This is a genomic window from Herminiimonas sp. (genome assembly GCF_030645555.1).
Taxonomy (GTDB): domain Bacteria; phylum Pseudomonadota; class Gammaproteobacteria; order Burkholderiales; family Burkholderiaceae_D; genus Oxalicibacterium.
Genome location: NZ_JAUSME010000159.1, coordinates 1 through 2,792, shown reverse-complemented (window position 1 = coordinate 2,792; position 2,792 = coordinate 1). Strand labels below are relative to the sequence as shown.

Below are 2,792 nucleotides of genomic sequence, written 5' to 3'. Positions count from 1 at the left end.
AGCGTGCAGCCGGTGATGACGAACAGCGTGATGCGCATGCCCGGCGTGGCGATCGGCAGATCGAGCAAGCGCTTGAAGTCGGTGAAGCCGTTGTTGCCACCGAAGCCGGTCTCGTTGCGGAAGAACAGCAGCATCGCGGCGAAGGTCATCGCCTGCGTGATGATCGAGAAGTACACGCCCTTGATGCGCGAGCGGAAGGCGAAGTAACCGAAGACGAACGCCAGCACGCCGGGCACCAGCACCACCAGCAACATGCAGTACCAGAAATTGTCGGTGAAGCTCCAATACCAGGGGTAAGCCTTCCAGTCCAGGAAGACCATGAAGTCAGGAAGATTGCTCTGGTAGACGCCGTCACGCCCGATGGAGCGCATCAGGTACATGCCGTGCGCATAGCCGCCGAGCGTAAAAAATACGCCGTGGCCGAGCGACAGGATGCCGGTATAGCCCCATACCAGGTCAAGCGCCATCGCCGCCATTGCAAAGCACATGAACTTGCCGACCAGCGCCACGGTGTAGCCCGACATGTGCAGCACATGGCCGGCAGGAAATGCCAGGTTCAGTATCGGCAGCAGGGCCAGCACCACGGTGCAGACGATGATGCCGATCCATGCCGGTCGCGAAAACAGGCCGGCAGCACCGTTGGCCATCGCCGGCGCTGCGGCCGGCAGCGTCTTGATGTCGGTCGGGGAGGCACTCATTCGACGCTCCTGCCTTTCAGGGCAAACAGGCCCTGCGGACGTTTCTGGATAAAGATGATGATGAATACCAGGATGACGATCTTGGCCATCACCGCACCGGCCACCGGCTCAAGGAACTTGTTGATTTCGCCCAGGCTCAGTGCGGCGATCACGGTGCCGGCCAGCTGACCGACCCCGCCCAGCACCACCACCATGAACGAATCGACGATATAGGCCTGGCCCAGGTCGGGCCCGACATTGCCCAACTGCGATAGCGCCACGCCGCCCAGTCCGGCGATGCCGGAACCCAGGCCGAAGGTCATCATGTCGATGCGTCCGGTGGCCACGCCCACGCAGTCCGCCATGCGCCGGTTTTGCGTGACGGCCCGCACGAACAGCCCCAGCCGCGTCTTGTTCAGGATCAGCCAGACCGCCGCCACCACGCACATCGCGAACAGGATGATGACGATCCGGTTCCACGACAGCACCAGGTTATCCAGCACCGTGATGCCACCGGACATCCAGCTTGGATTGGAGACTTCCACGTTCTGTGCGCCGAAGATGGAGCGCACCGATTGCATCAGCACCAGGCTGATGCCCCAGGTGGCCAGCAGTGTCTCAAGCGGACGGCCGTAGAGCCAGCGGATCACGGTGCGCTCCAGCAGGATGCCCACTGCTGCCGCCACCAGGAAAGCAGCGGGCAAGGCCACCATCAGGTAAAAGTCGATGGCGTCGGGAACGTATTTGCGAAACAGCGTCTGGCAGACGTAGGTGGTGTAGGCGCCGATCATCAGCAATTCGCCGTGCGCCATGTTGATGATGCCCATCAGGCCGAAGGTGATCGCCAGCCCGAGGGCGGCCAGCAGCAGGACGCTGCCCAGCGAGATGCCGTAGAACAGGTTGCCGACAAATTCGGTACGGGCCAGGCGGCCGTTGATCTTGTTCAGCGTCGTGACGGCGGCAAGGCGGACCGATTCATCCGGCTCCAGGTAGGCGCCGTCCGGGCCTTTTTGCATCATCTTTTCCAGCACCGGCTTCAGGCTGGCATTGCTGCTGCCTTCCAGCGACACCACGGCTGCGCGCCGCAGCGCTGCGTCGGGCGACTGCAGGTTGACGGTGGCGGCAGCCAGGGTCAGGGTCGCCTTGATTGCAGGGTCGGTTTCCTTTTCCAGCGCAAGCTTGATCAGCGGGGCCTGGGCCGGGTCGATGTTCTTGAGCAGCGCGGCAGCCGCTGTGCGTCGCTGCCCGGCATCGGGTGACAGCAACTGCAATCCGGAGAGTGCGCTGTCGACGGCGGCGCGCAGCCGGTTGTTGACCGTGATGCCATCAATGCCTTCGGGCAGGGTGGATGTCTTGCCGGTCGCGGGATCCCACGCCTTGTCGTCTTCTGCTACCAGTACCTGGCCATCGGCCGTGGCATACAGCGTGTCTTCCTTCAATGCGGAGAGTACCTTGCGGGCGTCGTCGTTTGCCAGTGCGGCGATCTTCCCGACTGCTTCAATGCGCGCCTCCGGATCGTCGCCGGCCAGGGGACTGAGCAATGCCGGGTCAATGACGGCGTGGGCCATGCCGGCGCAGGCGTAAAGCAGCGTGCAGGCAATGATTCTATGCAGCAGCTTCATATCGATGAGATTCCTGCCGAAGTCGCAGCGCTGCCCATGCAGCATTGCGGATGTCAGAGCGTCGTGTGCAAAAAAAAACCGGGACGTGGAGGTTTGAGGCAAGCACGACCCGGCTTTTTGCCACCGTTGACTGAGCGCCTCCCCGCGGGGAGGCGGCGGTGTTACATCTTTTGCTTGGCTTCGTTGCCGGCAATGAACGGGCTCCAGGGCTGGGCACGTACCGGCTGCTTGGTTTTCCAGACGACGTTGAACTGACCGTCATTCTTGATCTCGCCGATCATGACCGGCTTGTGCAGGTGGTGGTTGGTCTTGTCCATCGTCAGCGTAAAGCCCGACGGTGACTTGAAGGTCTGGCCGCCCATGGCTGCAATCACCTTGTCGGTATCGGTCGAATGGGCTTTTTCGACCGCTTGCTTCCACATGTGGATGCCGACGTAGGTCGCTTCCATCGGATCGTTGGTGACGACCGTATTGGCGTTCGGCAGCTTCTTGG

General features: G+C 62.1%; 2 protein-coding genes and 1 pseudogene. All 3 read right to left on the bottom strand.

Going from position 1 to position 2,792, the window contains the following annotated elements; genetic code table 11:
- Positions 1 to 647: pseudogene (locus Q7T06_RS06455) on the bottom strand (urea ABC transporter permease subunit UrtC); the annotation flags it as partial.
- Positions 648 to 694: 47 nt separating this feature from the next.
- On the bottom strand, positions 695 to 2,299 hold the full coding sequence (urtB, locus tag Q7T06_RS06450; protein ID WP_304782146.1) for an urea ABC transporter permease subunit UrtB: 1,605 nt from the start codon (positions 2,297 to 2,299) through the stop codon (positions 695 to 697).
- Between the two features lie 161 nt (positions 2,300 to 2,460).
- Positions 2,461 to 2,792, bottom strand: a 332-nt coding sequence (locus tag Q7T06_RS06445; protein ID WP_304782143.1) for a transporter substrate-binding protein, incomplete at its 5' end; no start/stop codon positions are given.

Excerpts from the sequence above, each read along its gene's own strand:
- urtB (WP_304782146.1), bottom strand. The coding sequence starts at position 2,299 with ATGAAGCTGCTGCATAGAATCATTGCCTGCACGCTGCTTTACGCCTGC.